This is a genomic window from Synechococcus sp. CS-1329 (assembly GCF_025128055.1).
In the GTDB taxonomy this organism is placed as follows: domain Bacteria; phylum Cyanobacteriota; class Cyanobacteriia; order PCC-6307; family Cyanobiaceae; genus Regnicoccus_A.
The window spans coordinates 106707-124766 of sequence record NZ_JAHLYS010000048.1 but is presented as its reverse complement, the minus strand read 5'-3'; the positions used below and the strand labels follow the sequence as shown (position 1 = coordinate 124766).

The window sequence follows — 18060 nt, the reverse complement described above, 5'->3', positions numbered from 1 at the left end:
CCTGAATCAGGAGGCGGGCAGCAGGGGGGAGAAGCGCTCCTTCTCAGGGATGGGGGTGAATTCAGCCACAACGGCGCGGAACTCATCACCGTTGAGGGTTTCCTTCTCGATCAGCATCTCCACCAGGCGGTCCATGCAGTCGCGGTGGCTGGCCACCAGCGCCTGGGTGTCGCGGTAGCAGAGATCAACGATGCTGCGCACCTGCTCGTCGATGCGGCGGGAGATGGAATCGGAGACGTCGCTGCGGGTCATCAGGTCACGCCCGAGGAACACCTCCTGATTTCCGGCCTCCAGAGACATCGGTCCCAGGTCGCTCATGCCGAAGCGGGTCACCATCTGGCGGGCCATGCTGGCCACCTGCTGGATGTCACCACCGGCACCGGTGGTGACTTCGGCGTGGCCGAAGACCACGTCTTCCGCCACCCGGCCGCCGAGGGCACCCATGATGCGGGCCTTGAGCTGGGCGCGGCTCACCAGCATCTGCTCCTCGTCGGGGGCGAACCAGGTGAGTCCCTGGGCCTGACCGCGGGGCACCAGGGTGACTTTCTGAACGGGGTCGTGGTCTTTCACCAGGGTGCCCACCAAGGCATGGCCCACCTCGTGGTAAGCAATCAGGCGCTTGCTGCGGCCGTCGGTGAGGGGTTTGCCCTCCATGCCGGCGATCACCCGATCGACGGCGTCATCGATCTCGATCAGCGTGGTGGCCTCCTTGCGGCGGCGGGCGGTGAGGATGGCCGCCTCATTGAGCAGGTTGGCCAGATCGGCACCGGTGAAGCCAGGGGTGCGCCGGGCCACGGCCTCGAGCGACACGTCTGCGGCGAGTTTCTTGTTGCGGGAGTGGACCTTGAGGATCGAGAGCCGTCCCTTGATGTCGGGGGCATCGACGCTCACCTGGCGATCAAAGCGACCCGGACGCATCAGAGCTGAATCGAGCACATCAGGCCGGTTGGTGGCGGCGATGATGATGATGCCGCTGTTGCCCTCGAAGCCGTCCATCTCGGTGAGCAGCTGGTTGAGAGTCTGCTCCCGCTCGTCGTTGCCACCGCCGATGCCGGCCCCGCGTTGACGGCCCACAGCATCGATCTCATCGATGAAGATCAGGCAAGGGCTGTTTTCCTTGGCCCGCTTGAACAGATCGCGCACCCGGCTGGCGCCGACGCCCACAAACATCTCCACGAATTCCGAACCGGAGAGGGAGAAGAAGGGCACACCGGCTTCACCGGCGATGGCCTTGGCCAGCAGGGTCTTGCCGGTGCCGGGAGGGCCCACCAGCAGCACACCCTTGGGGATCTTGGCGCCCACGGAGGTGAAGCGCTCCGGCTGCTTCAGGAAGGTGACCACTTCCTCGAGGTCCTCCTTGGCCTCCTCCACGCCGGCCACGTCATCGAACATCACACCGGTTTCAGCCTCCATGGCGAAACGGGCCTTGGTCTTGCCGAACTGCATCGCCTGGCCTGGACCACCAGGCATCGACGAGGAGCGGCGGGCCAGGAAGATCAGTGAACCGATCAGCAGCAGCGGGAAGAGCAGGTTGCCCAGGATTCCCAGGGCCGGAGGGGTGCTGCGGGGCGGATGGATGTCGAAGCTGATGCCCTGGGTCTTGAGGTTGTTGATCAGCTCTGGAGCCAGGCCGGGCAGGTCAACGCGCAGGCGCTGCACACGGTTGTCCAGGTCAGGGTCGACGGCTTCGATCACGGCGGTGCGGCCGCCATCGAAGATGTCGACCGCTGTGACGCGACCCGCGTCGATGTAGTCGAGGAAGCGGCCGTAGCTCATCCGCGCCACGGCGGCGTTGCGTGGCGCCACCGTGTCGGTGCGGCCCTCAGGGGTGAATCGGCTGGCACCGCCGTTCCCCAGCACCTGCCAGCCAAGGAAGAGAGCCACTCCGATCGGGAGCAGCCAGAGAGCGAAGAGACGCCAGCGCTGATTCATGGCTGAGGGAAATTTTTAACAAGTGTAAAGCCCGCAACCCTCAGCCGAGAGAACCCGGCAGTTGCGCCACTGTTTTCAGCTTGTCATGGTTGTCTCAGCCGGCGGCCCCCCGGTGACAGAGCTTCAGCCGATGCTCAGCCAGGCCGGATCGTCACGGCTCTCGTTGCCTTCGAGATCGCTTGGCTCGATCAGCAGTTCGGAGCTCGGCAGGGTTTCCAGCAGTTCAGGCCCCCCCAGGCCATGGGTCCAGATCTCCAGCTCCGCTCCCTTGGGGGCCTGAAAACTGAGCAGTTCAAAAGGAAAAATGACCCGCTCGAGATAGAACTCATCAGGCCCGCAGGACCGCAGGATCACCATGCGGTCGCTGGTATTGCGATAGCCGCAGGAGAGCAGGGCCAAGAGAGGAGATTCAGAAACTCTGTCCACTAAGCCACCATCCATCCACTGCTTTGGTCACAGACGGCACCGTTCAGCTTTCTTAAGGTTTTCTTGATCCAAGCGGGGTACACGGCGAGGTGTCGCAGGACACGTACCCCGTCGCGATCAGAGGCTGCGCAGGGCCACGATCGGATCCAGCCGCGCGGCTCGGCGGGCCGGCACCACTCCGAAGAACAAGCCGATCGATCCAGAGAGCCCCACGGTGAACAGCACACTGCCGCTGTCGATCGAGGCCGGCAGGGGGGTGAAGCGGCTCGCCGCCATCACCGTGCCCAGGCCCACGGCGCTGCCGATCAGGCCGCCGAGGCTGGCGAGCACCAGCGACTCCACCAGAAACTGCAGCAATACATCACCGCTGCGGGCTCCCACCGCCTTGCGCAGGCCGATCTCCTGGGTGCGCTCACTCACCGACACCAACATGATGTTCATGATGCCGATGCCGCCCACCAGCAGCGACACGCCGCCGATCGCCCCCAGCATCAAGGTCAGCCCCCCGGTGATCGTGCCCACAATCGAGAGGGCATCCTGCTGGGATCGCACAGCGAAATCGTCTTCCCGCAGGATGCGGTGGCGCTGGCGCAGCAGGTTGGTGATCTGAAATTTGGCGGCGCTGGTGCTGGCCTCGTCGCGGGCCTCGGCGCTGATGAAGGTGAGCACCACCCCGTAGGTGGGGTCACGGCCGCTCAGCTTGCTCACCATCGTTGAGAGCGGAATGTAGGCGGCTTCGTCCTGGTTGGTGCCGAAGGCGGCACCCTTGGCGGCCATCACGCCGATCACCTCAAAGGATTGATCGCGGATGCGCAGAGACTGGCCGATGGCGGAGCCCGAGGGCAGCAGCTTCTGCTTCAGGTCCGGGCCGATCACGGCCACGTTGCGGGCGCCCTTGATGTCGTCGTCGCTGAAGAAGCGCCCCTGGGCGATCTCGAAGCGCCGCACCGGCAGGAAATCCGGGGTGATGCCCGACACCGAGGCGTTGGAGCTGTTCCCCCCCGACTGGATCACTTCGTTGATCGTGATCTGGGGGGCGACCCGGCGCACACTGGGCACCTGTTCGGCGATCGCCTCGGCGTCCTCCAGCACCAGGGTGCGGGGATTCTCGATCCCCTGGCGGCGGGTGTCGTTGTTGCCGGGCACCACGAAGAGCACATTGGCTCCGAGGGTGTTGAGCTGACCTTCCGCCAGGTTCTGGGCCCCCTTGCCCACCCCCACCAGGGTGATCACCGAGGCATTGCCGATGACGATGCCGAGCATGGTCAGCAGGCTGCGCAGCCGGTTGGCCTTGAGGGTGTTGAGAGCCATCCCGACGGTTTCCGCCAGGGGCAGTTTCGAAGCCATGGCCGCCAGCAGCGTTCAGGACTGCATCATGGCCAGCGGCGGCGGCCGCTGGCGACAGCCTCAGAGAATGGTTTCGCTGCGGTCAGCCTGGGTGTGGTTGCGGGCGCCGCGGTGCACCACCCCCTCGCGCACCTCCAGGGTCACGAATTCGCCCAGGCGCAGATCGGAGGTGGCATTGGCCACCCCCACGATCACGGGCACCCCCAGCCGCTGGGCAATCACGGCGGCGTGGCTGTCACAGCCGTCTGCCTCGGCGATCACGCCCCGGGCCTTGCGGATGGCATCGAGGTAGCCGGCGCTCGTTTCACGCACCACCAGGATCTCACCGCTCTCCAGCCGCGCCGCCTCCTCGGCGGTGGTGGCCACCCGCACCCGGCCGCTGACCGAGCCGTTGCCGATGCCCAGGCCCCGACCCAGCACGGCGGAGACGATGCCCACCTTGACCAGATCAGTGGAGCCGCTCACTCCTGAGAGGGTGCCGGCGGTTTGGACCACCAGATCCCCCTCTTTGAGCAGACCCCTCTCCTGGGCCACGCCCATGGCCAGGGTGAAGGTGCTGGTGGTGGAGGCCTGATGGCCGATCAACAGGGGGTTGACCCCCCAGACCAGCTGCAGCTGACGGGCCACCTTCACCTCACTGGTGATCGCCAGGATCGTTGTGGACGGACGGAACTTGCTGACATTGCGCGCCGTGGCCCCGCTCTTGGTGAGGGGAAGGATGGCGGCGGCCTGGAGTTGCCGGGCGATCGTGCTCACCGCCTGGCTGATGGCGTTGGGGATGGTGGAGGCGATGTGGCTGTCCACTGCCCGGCGGGGATAGTCGCGCTCGATGCGGCGGGCAATCCTGGCCATCGTTTCCACCGCTTCCACCGGGTAATCGCCCACGGCGGTTTCGTTGGAGAGCATCACCGCGTCGGTGCCATCGAGGATGGCGTTGGCCACATCGCTCACCTCTGCCCGGGTGGGGCGCGGGCAGCTGGCCATGCTGTCGAGCATCTGCGTGGCCGTGATGATCGGGATGCCCAGGGTGTTGGCCTTGCGGATCAGCTCCTTCTGCAGCAAGGGCACCTCCTCCGCCGGCATCTCCACCCCCAGGTCGCCCCGGGCCACCATCACGCCATCGCAGAGGGGAAGGATGGCGTCGATCTGATCGATCGCCTCGAACTTCTCGATCTTGGCGATCACCGGGGTGTTGTAGCCCTGGCTGCTGATCAGCTCGCGGATCTCCTGCATGTCGGAGGGGTTGCGCACGAAGCTGAGGGCCACCCAGTCCACTTCCTGCTGAAGGCCGAAGCTGAGGTCCACCCGGTCTTTCGTGGTGAGGGCCCGGATCGAGAGCTGCACGTCGGGGAAGTTCACCCCCTTGTTGTTGGAGAGCACCCCGCCCACCACCACGGAACAGTGAAGGGTCTGCTCGGGGATGTCCACCGACTCGACCACCATTTCCACCCGCCCGTCATCCAGCAGGATGCGGCTGCCGGCGGTCACCTCATCGGCGAGGCGGTCGTAGGTGATCGTGGCGATCGACTGGTTGCAGCTCACCGGCCGGGAGGTGAGGGCGAAGGGATCACCGTTGGCCAGGGTGATCGGGCCGCCTTCGAAGCGTCCCAGGCGGATCTTCGGACCCTGGAGATCCTGGAGGATGCCCACATGGATACCCAGCTCGTGGGCCACCTGACGGATCGTGGCGATCCGGGCGGCATGTTCGGAGTGGTCCCCGTGGGAGAAGTTGAGGCGGAACGTGGTGGCCCCGGCCTGGATCAACTCCCGCAGGCGCTGGGGGGACTCCGTGGCTGGACCGATCGTTGCCACGATCTTGGTGCGACGCGACAGATCGGGCTGGGCCATCGGGAAGCCGAAGGTTCAGGCGGAAACTACCATCCGGTCCCGCCCCTCTCCTGCCGCCGATGGTGCTGAACCGATGGATCTGAACGACTACCAGCTCCAGGCTCGCTCCACCGCCCGCTACCCCCAGGTGGGGGCCAATCCCATCTATCCCACCCTCGGTCTCTGCGGTGAAGCCGGTGAGGTGGCCGACAAGGTCAAGAAGGTGCTGCGCGACCGCGGCGGAGTGTTCGAGCCTGAGCTGGTGGAGGACCTGGCCCTCGAGCTGGGCGATGTGCTCTGGTACGTCTCGCAGCTGGCCAGTGAACTGGGGTTGACGCTCGACGATGTGGCCCGCGCCAATCTGGCGAAACTGGCGGGACGGGCCAGCCGCCAGACCCTCGGGGGAAGCGGCGACCACCGTTAGCACCAGACTGGAGCAGCCAGAGCCATCCACCACGAGCCCTGACCAGCCCGAGCCACCCGGAGGACCCCTTGAGCCCCAGACCCCCCTCAGCCCAGTCCGCCTGCCGTGAGCGGCACCTGCCCACAGCGCTGGCGCTGCTGCTGGCCTTGTTGCTGCTGGTGGCTCCCGCAGCCCCGGCCTGGGCCCTCGATCTGGCGGTGACGGACATCAGCCTGGAGCCCTGCCTTGAGGCTGACCCGGGAGCCCAGCCGCAGTTGAAGCGCCCCAGTGGGGCCAGTTGCTATGCCCTGCGCGGCACGGTGACCAATCCCCGCTCCCAGCCGGTGATTGACACGGATCTGTTCGCCGTGATCAGCGACCGCAGCGGTGAACCGGTGTTGCAGAACCGCACCCGGGTGGGCTCCATCGGTGATGTCCCCCCCGGGGAGTCACGCTTTGGTCTGCGCCTGGCGGTGCCGGCCGGTACCCCTGGCCCGCTGCAGGTCAGCCATGCCAAGGCCAGGGGATTCAACGCACCGGTGCGGGTGCGGGCGGGTGTCGACGACGAGCTGCTGCCGCTGGAGCAGGCCATGCTTGATCCCGCCTGAAGACATGGATGGCTCCGGCGTTTCAGTAGCCGATCCCGCCCATCAGCGATCCGCTGAGGAAATTCAGCCCTCCCTGAGCAAGTTGGAGGCTTACGAACGCGAGGATTGCCGAAAGGTCAAGGCCACCCAGGGGCGGGATCAGGCCGCGAAAGACATTGAGGTAGGGATCGGTGATCGAGCTCACCGTGCTCAGCACCGGATTGCTCCAGTCGAGGTTGGGGAACCAGCTCAGCAGCACCCTCACCAGCAGCACCAGGAGGTAGATCCCCAGGGTCTGGGCCAGCACGGCCAGGATCTGACTCACGATGATCATGGGCAAGGCCTGCAGCAACTCAATGCTGACTCTATGCAGCTGGGTTGCCCTTTGCCCTCACCACGGGGGTGGGGTCAACCGTCGCCAGCTGGGTGACGGCGAAGGTGCGGTGGAACTTGTCGCTGAGGCTGATCCAGAAGGAGCGGCCGTCGCTCTGGCGCCGTCGCTCGATGAAGTCCTGGGCCAGCAACTCCTTGATGTGGTCGTAGGCGCCCGATCCGCGCAGCTCCACCAGGTCCGACTGCAGGATGCGTCGCTTCAGGGCCACCGTCGCCAGGGTGCGCAGGGTGGCGGTGGAGAGGTCCACCGGCAGCAGCGTCTGCACCAGGTCGGCGTGACTGTCACGCAGCTGCAGGCTGAAGCGCTGGGCGTCCTGGCGAATTTCCAGGGCTGTGTCCCGGTGCGCGTAGTCGGCCATCAGGGTGATCAGGGCCATCTCCACGGCGTCGCGCTCGATCGGCTCGATCAGGCCCGCTGAAGCGATTTCGGCCAGTTCGCCCAGGCTGAGGGGGCGTCCCTTGAGGTACAGGATGGCCTCAAGCCGTGCCGGCAGAGATAAGGAGGCGCTGGACATGGTCCCAGCCGACCCATCGTTGGTCGCACCGTACCGCAGCTGAACAGCGCAAGCTCAGGCCAGGGCAGGCACCGGCTGGCTGGCGGGGCCGAGGAACAGCCGGTAGGCCGGGTTGCGGGTCTCGTCCCAGTGGCGGTAACCCAGCCCGGAGAGGAAGAGTTCCCAGGCGTCGGAATCCTGCTCGTCCACCTGAACGCCCACCACGATGCGGCCCACGTCGGCCCCCTGGTTGCGGTAGTGAAAAATGCTGATCGTCCAGTCGGGATGCAGGGCGTTGACGAAGGCCATCAGCGCACCCGGCCGCTCGGGAAATTCGAAGCGATAGAGCAGCTCCCGGGGTGGGGGGGCGCCGGCGTGGCAGGCCGCTTCCGGCAGGCGCCCCCCCACCATGTGACGCAGATGCAGCTTGGCAAGCTCGTTGCTGCTCAGATCAAGGCAGGGGAAGCCGCCGGCGCCCAGCTGGCTGATCAACGCGGCGCTGTCGCGCGGCCCGTCGACCTGCACCCCCAGGAAAATGTGGGCCAGGCGGTGGTCCGCCATCCGATAGCTGAATTCAGTCAGGCTGCGGGACCCCAGCAGTTCGCAGAGCTGGCGCAGGCTGCCCGGGCGCTCGGGAATCTCCACCGCCAGCATCGCTTCGCGCTCCTCCCCCAGCTCGGCCCGCTCAGCCACGAAGCGCAGGCGATCGAAATTCATGTTGGCGCCGCAGGCCACGGCCACCAGGGTGCGCTGCTTCAGACCCCGACGCTGCACGTCGGCCTTCATGCCGGCCACGGCCAGGGCACCCGCCGGCTCGAGGATCGAGCGGGTGTCCTCGAACACGTCCTTGATGGCGGCGCAGATTTCATCGGTGTCCACCGTGACCATGGCATCGACATAGCGCTGGGCCAGAGCGAAGGTGTGCTCCCCCACCTGGCGCACGGCCACCCCATCGGCGAACAGTCCCACCTGGTCCAGGCTCACCCGCCGGCCCTGCGCCAGGGAGCGGGTCATGGCATCGGCATCCACCGGCTCCACACCGATCACCTCCACCTGGGGCCAGACGCTCTTGATGAAGGCGGCGATGCCGGCGATCAGACCGCCACCACCCACGGCCACATAGATGGCATCGGGGGGCGTCGAGCACTGGCGCAGGATCTCCAGGCCCACGGTTCCCTGGCCGGCGATCACCTCCGGATCGTCGAAGGGATGGATGAAGGTGAGGCCCAGCTCCTGCTCCAGGCTTCTGGCCCGCAGGCAGGCCTCGTCGTAGGTGTCTCCGTGCAGCAGCACCTCGGCGCCGCGGGCGGCCACGGCCCGCACCTTCACCGCCGGGGTGGTGAGCGGCATCACGATCACGGCATGACAGCCCAGCTTCTCGGCCGCCAGGGCCACTCCCTGGGCATGGTTGCCGGCGCTGGCGGCGATCACGCCACGCTTGAGCTCAGCGCCGCTGAGCTGGACCATGCGGTTGTAGGCCCCGCGCAGCTTGAAGGAGAACACCGGCTGAAGGTCTTCGCGCTTGAGCAGCACGGTGTTGTCCAGCCGCCGCGAGAGGTTGGGGGCCAGATCGAGCGGCGACTCGATCGCCACGTCGTAGACCCGCGCCCGCAGGATGCGCTGGAGGATGTCGTCCATGGCTCCAGTGTGCCGGGCCGGAGAGCGGCCGGCCTCAGGAAAGGTGACCGTTGGCCCCACTCGGCCGAAGGCAGGTCGTAGATTGAATTTTCAGAACTGATCAGGGTATGCATCTCAGTGAGCTGAGCCATCCCAACCAGCTGCATGGCCTCAGCATCGGCGAGCTCGAAGCCATAGCTCGCCAGATTCGTGAGAAGCATCTGGAGGTGGTGTCCACCAGCGGTGGACACCTGGGCCCGGGGCTGGGTGTGGTGGAACTCACCCTGGCCCTCTACCAGACCCTCGACCTGGAGACGGATCGGGTGGTCTGGGACGTGGGTCACCAGGCCTATCCGCACAAGTTGATCACAGGGCGCTACCACCAGTTCCATACCCTGCGTCAGCAGGGCGGGGTGGCCGGCTACCTGAAGCGAAGCGAGTGCCGCTTCGATCACTTCGGGGCTGGTCATGCCTCCACCAGCATTTCGGCGGCCCTGGGCATGGCCCTGGCCCGCGACCGTCGCGGCGAGGACCACAAGTGCGTGGCGGTGATCGGCGATGGAGCCCTCACCGGCGGCATGGCGCTGGAGGCGATCAACCATGCCGGTCATCTCCCCAGAACCCCTTTGCTGGTGGTGCTGAACGACAACGACATGTCGATCTCAGCTCCGGTGGGCGCCCTCTCCACTTACCTCAACCGCATGCGGTTGAGCCCGCCGCTGCAGTTCCTCTCCGGCAGCGCCGAGGAGGCCTTCAAGCACCTGCCCTTCATGCATGGGGAGCTGCCGCCCGAACTCGAGCGCCTCAAGGAGAGCATGCGCCGGCTGGCGGTGCCCAAGGTGGGCGCCGTGTTCGAGGAGCTGGGCTTCACCTACATGGGTCCGATCGACGGCCACGACATCGCCGAAATGGTGCGCACCTTCAGTGCCGCCCACCGCTGCGAAGGCCCGGTGCTCGTTCATGTGGCCACCATCAAGGGCAAGGGCTATCCCTATGCCGAGGCCGATCAGGTGGCGTACCACGCCCAGTCCGCCTTCGACCTCAAGACCGGCAAGGGCTTCCCCTCCGGCAAGCCGAAACCGCCCAGCTACAGCAAGGTCTTCGGCCAGACCCTGGTGCGCATCTGTGAGCAGGACCCCACCGTGGTGGGCATCACCGCGGCGATGGCCACCGGCACCGGCCTCGATCTGCTGGAGAAGGCCCTGCCCAAGCAGTACTTCGATGTGGGCATCGCCGAGCAGCATGCCGTCACCATGGCGGCAGGCATGGCCACGGCCGGGCTCAAGCCGGTGGTGGCGATCTACAGCACCTTCCTCCAGCGCGCCTTCGACCAGCTCATCCACGACGTGGGCATTCAGAAGCTGCCGGTGACCTTCGTGCTCGATCGTGCCGGCATCGTCGGGGCCGATGGCCCCACCCACCAGGGCCAATACGACATCAGCTATCTGCGGGCCGTGCCCAATTTCACGGTGATGGCGCCCAAGGATGAGGCAGAGCTGCAGCGGATGCTGGTCACCTCCATCGGCCACAGCGGCCCCTGCGCCATCCGTATTCCGCGCGGCGAAGGCGAAGGGGTGCCGCTGATGGAAGAGGGCTGGGAAGCTCTGGAGATCGGCCACGGCGAACAGCTGGCCGATGGCGATGACCTGCTGATCGTGGCCTACGGGGCCATGGTGGCGCCGGCCATGGCCACGGCCGGCCTGCTGCAGGAGCAGGGCATCAGGGCTGCGGTGGTGAATGCCCGCTTCCTGCGTCCCCTGGATGAAAGCCTGATCCTGCCCCTGGCCCGCCGAATCGGCCGGGTGGTGACCATGGAGGAAGGGGCCCTGCCCGGGGGCTTCGGTGCCGCGGTGGTCGAATCCTTGAGCGACCACGACGTGATGGTGCCCGTGTTCCGCCTCGGTATCCCCGATCAGCTGGTGGACCACGCCAGCCCGGACCAGAGCAAGATCGCCCTCGGGCTCACTGCCCCCCAGATGGCTGATCGCATCCTGCAGCGTTTTGCCCTGCTGGGGATCCAACGCCAGCCGCTCACCGTCTGAACTGCGGCTCAGGCTGAGGCTGGGGGATAACCCAAAAGAAAAGGCGGGTGTTGAGCCCGCCTTTTGTTTGGGTTGTGGAATGCCGCTGGCTGGCTGAGGGCCTGGGCTTCAGAGCACGCCGCGGGAGGCCAGGCCCTGGATGGCGCCGATGCCGAAGATGTGACCCAGGCTGGTGGTGGCCAGCAGGGAGGCGTGGCTGAAGCCACCGAAAAAGCGATCGTTGGGCAGCTTGGCGCCCTCAGAGGGGTACTTGATGGTGGCCTTGCCGACGCCAATGGCGATCACGTTGCAGACGATCATCACCAGCGCCACCTTGGGCGACCAGGTCAGTGAGGTGGGCACCACGGCGAGAAGAGGAGCGATCATTCTGGATCTAAAACTGACGCCCCATCCTCCGGGGGAACCGCTGGCTCTACACCGGTGCTTAAGACTTGTTCACCGCTGGGGCCCGTTGTTGAGGCCTCGGGATCAGGCGGTTCCTGGCCTGGCTCCGCGCGGCTGAAGCCCCAGAGCACCAGCAGGTTGGCCACGGTCAAGAAGGCCTCCGCACTCCCATGCAGGCGGTCGACATCGGCCAGTTGCTGCCCGAAGCGCAGCTCCGCCACCACAGCGGCGGCGATGGTGACCGCCACGAACACCAGCGTGAACTGGAAACCGCGCAGGGCCAGGGGCGGGAAACGCTTGCTGGCTGCGGCCCAGCGCAGGAAGGCCAGATAGGGCAACAGCGAGAGCACGAACAGAGGGCTGGGATCCACTGCCGCCAGGGCCCCAAGACCAACGACCGTCATGACTGGCTCCTCTCGGGCAGCAGCGTCCAGGCGGCCGCCGCCAGGGCCACGTTGCCCAGCAAGGTGGTGCCCGCCTGGAACACCACCAGGCCCTGGAGCTCGATGGGGTTGTCGAACAGGTGCCAGGTGCAGGCCGCCATGGCGCTCACCAGGGCCGGCAGCATGGCCAGGGCCAGCCAGCGCCACTCTGTTTCACCGCGGCGCTCACCCCAGCGGATCACGGCCACCATGGCCAGCATCCACTCCAGGACCGAGGCCACATGGATCCACCAGGTGGGCAGTGAAAGGGCATGCATGGCGCCCGGCACCCACGTGAGCCTGCAATGTACGGAGTCTGGGGCTTGAAGGGTGGCCGCCAACAGAAAACCCCGCCCGGAGTGCCGGACGGGGTTGAGGTGATGCTGAATCGAGGCAATCAGCCGAGGCCGATCTGGCCGAGGATGCCCTGGCCGGTGAGAATTTCGGTGGTGAGGCCGATCACGAAACCGAGCATGGCGAGACGGCCATTCCAGGTTTCAGCGAAGGAGACGAAACCAAAGCGGGAGTCGGTGCTGGACATTGCATGTGAAGCAGTATTGCGTGAATTGTAACAGGAGGTAACCGCTGTGGCTAAGGGGCTGGCTTCGTTCCTGCTCCCGTAGCCTCCCTGGAGATTGGATCAGGTGTGCGGTGGCGCCAGCGCAGAAAGGGGTCCAACCGCTGATCTGCGGCTACTACGGCGAGCACAACCTGGGCGATGACGCCTTGCTCAGCGCCCTGCTGGCCCAGTTGCCCGAAGGCTGCGATCCCCTGGTGACCGCTTTCGATCAGGGGGAGGTGCAGCAGCGGCTGGGGGTGCGCACCTGCGCCAGACGGAATTTCACTGCCGTGCGGCGCTCGCTCGATCGCTGCGATGCCCTGGTGCTGGGGGGCGGCAGCCTGCTGCAGGACGCCACCAGCTTCCGCAGCCTCCTCTACTACGCGGCCCTGATCATCTCGGCGCGGCTGCAGGGCAAGCCTGTGCTGCTCTGGGGCCAGGGACTGGGCCCCCTGCGCCGGCGCCGCAGCCGCCTGCTGGTGCGCCGCCTGCTGAGGCTGGTGCAGGCCAGCAGCTGGCGGGATCCAGCCTCAGCCCAGCTGGCGGCTGCCTGGGGCCGGCCCGGCGTGCTCGGCAGCGACCCGGTCTGGTCGCTGGCGAAACGGCCCTGGCATGGGTCAGCTGGCCCCCTGGTGATCTGCTGGCGGCCCACCGAGCTGCTGGATGGCGAGCGCTGGGCGCCTTTGCTGGCGGCCCTCGATGCCGTGGCGGCCGCTGCGGATCGGCCCGTGCTCTGGTTGCCGTTCCACCGGGATCAGGACCGGGGCTTGCTGGCCCAGCTGGATCGCCGGGAACTGATGCCCCAGCGGCTGGCCCAGCGCAGCCGCGAAGTGCTTGTGGCCACACCCGAAGAGGCGATGGAACTCTTCAGCGGCGCCGCCCTGGTGCTGTCGATGCGGCTGCACGGATTGATCGTGGCGGCCCTGGCCGGTGCCCCCCTGGCGGCCCTCAGCTACGACCCCAAGGTGCGTGCCGCCGCCGAGGCGCTGGCCTGCCCCTGCTTCGAGCTGGAGCAGCTCCAGGACGCCAGCACCCTGGAGCTGCAGTGGTTGCAGCAGCTGCAGAACCCCCCTCCACCGCAGCGGATCGAGGAACTGCGCCTGGGATGCCAGGTTCATGCTGAGCTGCTGAGCCGCTGGCTGGGACGCTGAGGGCGAGGCCCAGGCCAGCGTTCACTCAGGCCTGCAGGCGCTGGAGTTCATCCAGCACCTCGAGGCTGTGGCCCAAGGGGCGTACCGCCACCCAGCGGGCCCGCAGCACCCCCTCGGGATCAATCAGAAAGGTGTGCCGCTGGGAGAAAGGAGCGATCCAGGACCCGTAGCGCTGGCTCACGGCACCGCCGGGATCGGAGAGCAGCGGAAACACCAGCCCTTCGCTGTCACAGAAGGAGGCATGCTCAGCAACATCGTCTGCGCTGATGCCCACCACCTCGGCATTGAGTTGGTGAAACTGCTGGAGATCCCGTTGAAATCCCCGCGCCTCAAGGGTGCAGCCGCCGGTGAAATCCTTGGGATAGAAGTAAAGAGCCAGCCAGCGACCACTGAACTGATCCAGCCCGAGCCTGCCGGAGCCATCGAGGCCGGGCCCGAAGCCCGGCAGGCTGAACGCGGGCGCTGGTTGATCAAGGCCAGGCAGAGTGCCTCCCATGGCCTGAGCCCTGCTGGGCCAGCTCAGCCACGCCGAAACTGCGGCTGGCATAACCAACGCTGCGCCGCTGTGAAGGAGCGCTCCTTGCAGGAGTTGGCGGCGATTCACAACGGCTGACCTCTTGGCAGAGTCAGAGTTTGGCCAGGTTGACGCCCAGTTCGCGAGCGTAGGCGCCGAGGCCTTTCTTCTGAATGGTGCGCAGGGTGCTGGTGGCGACCCGCAGTTTCACCCAGCGGTTGCCTTCGGCCCACCAGAGGCGGCGCTCCTGCAGGTTCACCTGTTGGAGTTTCTTGGTGCGCACGTGGGAATGGCTGACAGCCATGCCGTTGTTGGCGCGCTTGCCGGTGAGCTGACAAACCCGGGACATGGAAGCATCAAATAAGCAGGGGTGCACCTTAACAAAGGGGATGCACCCCCAACTGGGCCCTCAGAGGCCCCGCTCCATCAGCCGGCCCATCAGGTCGGCGCTGCGCTGCTGGAAACCGGCCAGTTGGTTGGGCTCAAGGCCCCCCACCGCCAGGCGGGCCAGTTCATAGATGTGGCCACTGAGTTCCTGGGCCAGCTGCTGGCTGGGGGAGCTGGTACCCACTCCCGTGAGCACGGCGCCGCTGGAGAGTTTCTGCAGGCCGGCCACCAGGGGGTGACGGCGGTTGACCACCAGCACGTGGTGATCGGGCAGTCCGGGCAGGCGCTGCTCCATCAGAGCACCGATGTCGTTGAGGCGGCGCATCTGCTCCGGCAGCAGGATCAGGGCCGCCGGGGTGTTCTCCCCCTTGAGCGCCTGGACCTGGATGGTCACCTTGTCGTTGGCCAGGGCGCTGCAGAACAGCTCCCGCAACTTCTCGGAGCTGTCGCTGCCGTCGGCATCGCTCAGGCTGCTCTCCTGCTCCTGGATGCTGGCGTCGAGTTCCGCGTCCACCCGCTGGAACTTCAGCTCGCTGTGGCGGTCTTCAAGCCAGGGGATGAACTGGGCATCGATCAGGGTGTCGGCCAGCAGCACCTCCGCCCCCTGACCGCGCCAGAGGGCCAGCGGCCCCGCCTGGGCCGCTTCATCGGTGCAATAGAGGATGCGTTGCTCCTCGCTGCTCTGCAGACGGTGGCGGTAGCCAGTGAGGGTGGTGTAGGCCTTCTCGCCCACGGCGATCGGATCGGGCTCGGCCGCTGCTGCGCTGGTGCCGAACAGGATCAGCTCGGCCACCTGATCGGCGAACTTCTCGTCTTCCATCGCGCCGATCTTGATGAAGGGGGCGATTCCCTCCCAGATCTCGGCGTAGCGGGTGGGCTCATCGCGGTGCAGCTCCTTGAGCCGGTCCCCCACCTTCTTGGCCACGAAGCCGCCGATCGAGCGCACCCGCCGATCTGTCTGCAGGGCACTGCGACTGACGTTGAGGGGGATGTCGGGGGAGTCGATCACCCCGCGCAGGGGCAGCAGGTAACGGGGCACCACCTCCTTGATCGAATCGGAAACGAACACCTGATTGCAGTAGAGGCGGATCTCGCCCTTCTCCCAGTCGGCGCGGCCGGTGATCCTGGGGAAGTAGAGGATGCCCTGCAGGGTGTAGGGGTAGTCGGTGTTGAGATGGACCCAGAGCAGGGGGTCTCCCTGGAAGGGATAGAGGTAGCGGTAGAGGGCGATGTAATCCTCGTCGCTGAGGTCCCGCGGGCTCTTGCGCCAGGGTGCCTCCCGCTTGTTCACCGTTTCTCCCTCCAGTTGCACCTCCACCGGCAGGAAGTCGCAGTAGGTGGTGATCAGGGAGCGGATGCGGGCCGGCTCGATGTATTCCAGCTCCTCCTCCTGCAGATGCAGGATCACATCGGTGCCGGGTTCGGCGCGCTCGCCCGTTTCCAGGCTGAAGTTGGGGGAGCCGTCGCAGCTCCAGCGCACGGCTTCACTGCCGGGGCTGGCACTGAGGCTGATCAGCTCCACCCGCTCGGCCACCATGAAGCTGGAGTAGAAGCCGAGGCCGAAATGGCCGATGATCGCGTCATCTTCACGCTTGTACTTCTCGAGGAAGTCTTCGGCGCTGGAGAAGGCCACCTGGTTGATGTAGCGCTTCACCTCATCGGCCACCATGCCGATGCCGTTATCGCTGATGGTGAGGGTTTTGGCCTCGCGATCGATCCTGATGCTCACCAGCCCTTCGGCGCCCTCACTGCAGTCGCCAGCCATGGCGGCCATGCGGCGCTTGCTGATGGCATCCACTCCGTTGCTGACCAGTTCCCTGAGGAACACCTCGTGGCCGGAATAGACGGCCTTTTTGATGATCGGGAAGATGTTCTCGGTGTGGATCTGAATCTGACCCTGTTCCAGCACCGCCATGATTCCGTCAGCTTGTAAGGATTTGAGCTGACCTTAGGCTCGTCCCTCCACCGGGCTCAAGCCACTGCAAGGAGGGGTCTCCGAACCTGGGCTCCGGCGGGAGTGCCTCGTGGGACCGTCTGATGGCGGAGCGGCCGGTGGCCGGTTAATCCGACCGCTGCAGATCGGCGCGCTCCTCCGGCAGAATCGCGCCGCTCACCGGGCAGACCTGCAGGCAGATGCCGCAGTCGATGCAGGTGTCGAAATTGATCCAATAGAAGGATGTGCCCTTGCTGTTGGCTCCCTGGCCGGGGTGGATGCAGGCCACCGGGCAGGCATCGACGCAATCGGCCACGCCCTCACAGATGTCGGTGACGATGCTGTGGGCCATGACTGAAATGTGCTGCGGGACTTGATCTTAGAAATGCTGCCGCTGGCGGCGGCGGCTCCTGGAGCTGTCCTGGGCTCAGGGGAGCCACTCCAGGGCTGAGCAACCCCGGCGCTGGGCGGTGGCTTCGGCCTCCTCCCGGCTGGGGCAGGCCTCGGGGAGCAGCTCGGCGCTCTGGCCCTGCCCGTGCAGACCGGCGAGGGCCTCCAGGGCGGCGGCCAGGTTGGAACCCTGGCCGTAGGCCACCAGCACTGGCCGGCCGGCCGGATCGCGGGCACCGGGTCTGAGCAGCAGGTCGCGGATGTCCTCGATCGAGAAGCCGAAGCCCACACCGGCCGCTTCGCTGGCGGCTGCCCCGAAGCGGCCCACCAGGGCGTCGTAGCGGCCGCCGCTGGCGATCTCCACCGGCGCCTCGGCCCCAAGACAGACCAGCTTGAGCACGATTCCGTCGTAGAGGTCGAAATGGGGTTGGAAGCTGGGATCCAGCTGCAGGCCGATCCCCAGCCGAGCGGCCGTGGGCTCAACGATCTCCAGGGCAGCGGCCAGCTCATCAATCAAAGGGCTCTCCCCCAGATGGCGGCGCAGCTGGCTCAGCACCATCGCCGGTGCGCCGCGCAGGCGCATCAGCTCCTGCAGCCGCTCGATCTGGGCCTGGGCCAGGGGCAGGCGCGCGATCGCCAGGGGATCGAAGCCTGAGAGGGCCTGACGGGCGCTGGAGCGCTGGTCGGCGGGCAGCTCGTCGAGCAGGGCGGAGAGCACGCCGTGGTGGCCCACCAGCAGCCGCGGCTGGTGGCTGGCCTGCAGGCCAAGGGTTTCGCTGCAGGCCAGCAGCAGGGCCATCAGCTCGGCATCCGCCGCCGCGGAACGCACCCCCAGCAGCTCCACGCCGCTCTGGAGGCGCTCACTCAGGCGCTGACCGCCGCCGTCGCCGGTGAAGCTGCGAAAGGTGCTGCCCTCGGCCCACAGACGCAATGGCCGGGGACGATCAGCCAGTCGGGTGCAGGCGGCCCGGGCGATCGAGGCGGTCAGCTCGGGCCGCAGCCCCAGCGGTTCCTCAGCCGTGAGGCGCATCACCTCGCGCTCGGCAATGCCACCGCCGGCCTCGAGGGTGTCGAGTCGCTCCACCATCGGCGGTGCCACCTCCTGGTAGCCCCACTGGCGGTACACCGCGGCCAGGCGCTGGCAGAGCTGGCGGTTGCGGTCCACCTGGCGGGGGTGGAGATCCCTGGCGCCGGCGGCGGGTTGCAGGGCCATGGGGGCGGAGGGGCTGGGGGACGGGAGACGCTGGATCCT

At 66.7% G+C, this 18060-nt stretch carries 20 protein-coding genes; 4 read left to right on the top strand and 16 right to left on the bottom strand.

All coding sequences use genetic code 11. The features are described 5' to 3' along the window. Positions 1–6: 6 nt before the first annotated feature. From ftsH to pyk, 4 genes are all read right to left on the bottom strand, one after another. Positions 7–1932, bottom strand: a complete 1926-nt coding sequence (gene ftsH / locus KQ304_RS13370; protein ID WP_259737547.1) for an ATP-dependent zinc metalloprotease FtsH — start codon at positions 1930–1932, stop codon at positions 7–9. Positions 1933–2055: 123 nt separating this feature from the next. Then, the gene (locus KQ304_RS13365) at positions 2056–2331 is read right to left on the bottom strand and encodes a DUF1830 domain-containing protein (RefSeq protein ID WP_259737546.1); all 276 of its coding nucleotides are present in this window, start codon (positions 2329–2331) and stop codon (positions 2056–2058) included. A gap of 144 nt (positions 2332–2475) precedes the next feature. Continuing rightward, positions 2476–3705 carry an ABC transporter permease gene (locus tag KQ304_RS13360; RefSeq protein WP_259737545.1) on the bottom strand — a complete coding sequence of 410 codons (1230 nt, stop codon included), beginning with the start codon at positions 3703–3705 and terminating at the stop codon, positions 2476–2478. Between the two features lie 60 nt (positions 3706–3765). Further along, positions 3766–5553 (bottom strand): pyruvate kinase, encoded by a 1788-nt coding sequence (gene pyk, locus KQ304_RS13355; RefSeq protein WP_259737544.1) that lies wholly within the window; start codon positions 5551–5553, stop codon positions 3766–3768. A 73-nt stretch (positions 5554–5626) separates the two neighbouring features. Between pyk and KQ304_RS13350 the strand changes: the two genes are divergently transcribed. Beyond that, positions 5627–5956, top strand: a complete 330-nt coding sequence (locus KQ304_RS13350; protein ID WP_259737543.1) for a nucleoside triphosphate pyrophosphohydrolase family protein — start codon at positions 5627–5629, stop codon at positions 5954–5956. A 116-nt stretch (positions 5957–6072) separates the two neighbouring features. Beyond that, positions 6073–6543, top strand: a complete 471-nt coding sequence (locus KQ304_RS13345) for a hypothetical protein (protein ID WP_259737585.1) — start codon at positions 6073–6075, stop codon at positions 6541–6543. Between the two features lie 22 nt (positions 6544–6565). Here the strand turns inward: KQ304_RS13345 and KQ304_RS13340 are convergent, their stop codons facing one another. Genes KQ304_RS13340 through ilvA form a run of 3 tightly spaced genes read right to left on the bottom strand, consistent with a single transcriptional unit; the run spans position 6566 to position 9047 of the window. Then, positions 6566–6856: a YggT family protein gene (locus KQ304_RS13340; protein WP_259737584.1), complete on the bottom strand. Its 291-nt coding sequence runs from the start codon at positions 6854–6856 to the stop codon at positions 6566–6568. A gap of 31 nt (positions 6857–6887) precedes the next feature. Next, complete coding sequence (gene scpB / locus KQ304_RS13335; protein ID WP_259737542.1) at positions 6888–7430, bottom strand: SMC-Scp complex subunit ScpB; 543 nt, start codon at positions 7428–7430, stop codon at positions 6888–6890. Between the two features lie 54 nt (positions 7431–7484). Continuing rightward, complete coding sequence (gene ilvA, locus KQ304_RS13330) at positions 7485–9047, bottom strand: threonine ammonia-lyase, biosynthetic (RefSeq protein ID WP_259737541.1); 1563 nt, start codon at positions 9045–9047, stop codon at positions 7485–7487. 107 nt (positions 9048–9154) lie between these two features. Between ilvA and dxs the strand changes: the two genes are divergently transcribed. Continuing rightward, complete coding sequence (dxs, locus tag KQ304_RS13325) at positions 9155–11068, top strand: 1-deoxy-D-xylulose-5-phosphate synthase (protein WP_259737540.1); 1914 nt, start codon at positions 9155–9157, stop codon at positions 11066–11068. A 108-nt stretch (positions 11069–11176) separates the two neighbouring features. On the opposite strand, the gene psaK is transcribed toward dxs, so the two are convergent. The 4 genes from psaK to KQ304_RS13305 all read right to left on the bottom strand — a co-directional run bounded on the left by psaK (position 11177) and on the right by KQ304_RS13305 (position 12415). Beyond that, positions 11177–11434 carry a photosystem I reaction center subunit PsaK gene (psaK, locus tag KQ304_RS13320; RefSeq protein ID WP_259737539.1) on the bottom strand — a complete coding sequence of 86 codons (258 nt, stop codon included), beginning with the start codon at positions 11432–11434 and terminating at the stop codon, positions 11177–11179. Further along, on the bottom strand, positions 11431–11856 hold the full coding sequence (locus KQ304_RS13315; protein ID WP_311133918.1) for a DUF3593 domain-containing protein: 426 nt from the start codon (positions 11854–11856) through the stop codon (positions 11431–11433). The genes psaK and KQ304_RS13315 overlap by 4 nt, the downstream gene beginning before the upstream one ends. Further along, a complete protein-coding gene (locus KQ304_RS13310; RefSeq protein WP_259737538.1) occupies positions 11853–12152 on the bottom strand; it encodes a DUF2499 domain-containing protein in 300 nt (99 codons plus the stop codon). The genes KQ304_RS13315 and KQ304_RS13310 overlap by 4 nt, the downstream gene beginning before the upstream one ends. 119 nt (positions 12153–12271) lie before the next feature. Beyond that, entirely contained in the window at positions 12272–12415 is a 144-nt protein-coding gene (locus KQ304_RS13305) for a chlorophyll a/b-binding protein (RefSeq protein ID WP_259737537.1), read from the bottom strand. 110 nt (positions 12416–12525) lie between these two features. Between KQ304_RS13305 and csaB the strand changes: the two genes are divergently transcribed. Continuing rightward, positions 12526–13584 (top strand): polysaccharide pyruvyl transferase CsaB, encoded by a 1059-nt coding sequence (gene csaB / locus KQ304_RS13300; RefSeq protein ID WP_259737536.1) that lies wholly within the window; start codon positions 12526–12528, stop codon positions 13582–13584. A gap of 25 nt (positions 13585–13609) precedes the next feature. Here csaB and KQ304_RS13295 read toward each other — a convergent pair whose 3' ends face one another. The 5 genes from KQ304_RS13295 to KQ304_RS13275 form a co-directional block, all read right to left on the bottom strand. Further along, positions 13610–14188 (bottom strand): peroxiredoxin, encoded by a 579-nt coding sequence (locus KQ304_RS13295; RefSeq protein WP_399229467.1) that lies wholly within the window; start codon positions 14186–14188, stop codon positions 13610–13612. 22 nt (positions 14189–14210) lie between these two features. Next, positions 14211–14447, bottom strand: coding sequence for a 50S ribosomal protein L28 (gene rpmB / locus KQ304_RS13290; protein WP_255110279.1), 237 nt, complete (start codon positions 14445–14447; stop codon positions 14211–14213). A 60-nt stretch (positions 14448–14507) separates the two neighbouring features. Continuing rightward, positions 14508–16400 (bottom strand): molecular chaperone HtpG, encoded by a 1893-nt coding sequence (gene htpG / locus KQ304_RS13285; RefSeq protein ID WP_259737534.1) that lies wholly within the window; start codon positions 16398–16400, stop codon positions 14508–14510. 145 nt (positions 16401–16545) lie between these two features. Next, positions 16546–16770, bottom strand: a complete 225-nt coding sequence (locus KQ304_RS13280; RefSeq protein WP_259737533.1) for a ferredoxin family protein — start codon at positions 16768–16770, stop codon at positions 16546–16548. Positions 16771–16845: 75 nt separating this feature from the next. Further along, the gene (locus KQ304_RS13275) at positions 16846–18021 is read right to left on the bottom strand and encodes an ATP phosphoribosyltransferase regulatory subunit (RefSeq protein ID WP_259737532.1); all 1176 of its coding nucleotides are present in this window, start codon (positions 18019–18021) and stop codon (positions 16846–16848) included. Positions 18022–18060: the final 39 nt, after the last annotated feature.